The 385-nt window shown below is 75.1% G+C and carries 1 protein-coding gene; it reads right to left on the bottom strand.

The window, feature by feature from the left end:
* Positions 1–201 precede the first annotated feature (201 nt).
* Positions 202–385, bottom strand: a 184-nt coding sequence (locus tag RM572_RS29610; protein ID WP_311676419.1) for a substrate-binding domain-containing protein, incomplete at its 5' end; no start/stop codon positions are given.

Genomic DNA, 385 nt, shown 5'->3' with positions numbered 1-385 from the left:
CCGCAGACCTGGCCGACACGGTGCTCGCAGCGGCCGCCGCGCAGAACACGGTGGGACGGACAACCGCCGTTCAGTAACGGCTCATTGCGGCGAACAGGTGGCGCTCCGGCCCTTCGTGCCGCTGCGGAGTGACGGGCGGCCGGGGAGGGCGGACGGTCGCGGGACCGCCCGGCGACCGGTCCCGTCAGAGGACCCGCCCCGTCAGAGGTCCGTGAAGCCGGTGGTCGTCTCCTCGTCGGCGCAGCCGCAGCTGGCCCGGCGGGCGACGCCGACCGGAAGCATCAGGGAGACCGGCTCGGCCTCCCGCTCCCCGGTCAGCCGCCGCACCAGCAGCTCGACGGCCTTCTCCCCCAGCCGCACCATCGGCTGCCGCACGGTGGTCAGG

Source organism: Streptomyces hazeniae (assembly GCF_031845485.1).
In the GTDB taxonomy this organism is placed as follows: domain Bacteria; phylum Actinomycetota; class Actinomycetes; order Streptomycetales; family Streptomycetaceae; genus Streptomyces; species Streptomyces hazeniae.
The sequence above is the reverse complement of the archived record's forward strand: the minus strand, read 5'-3'. Positions and strand labels throughout refer to the sequence as shown.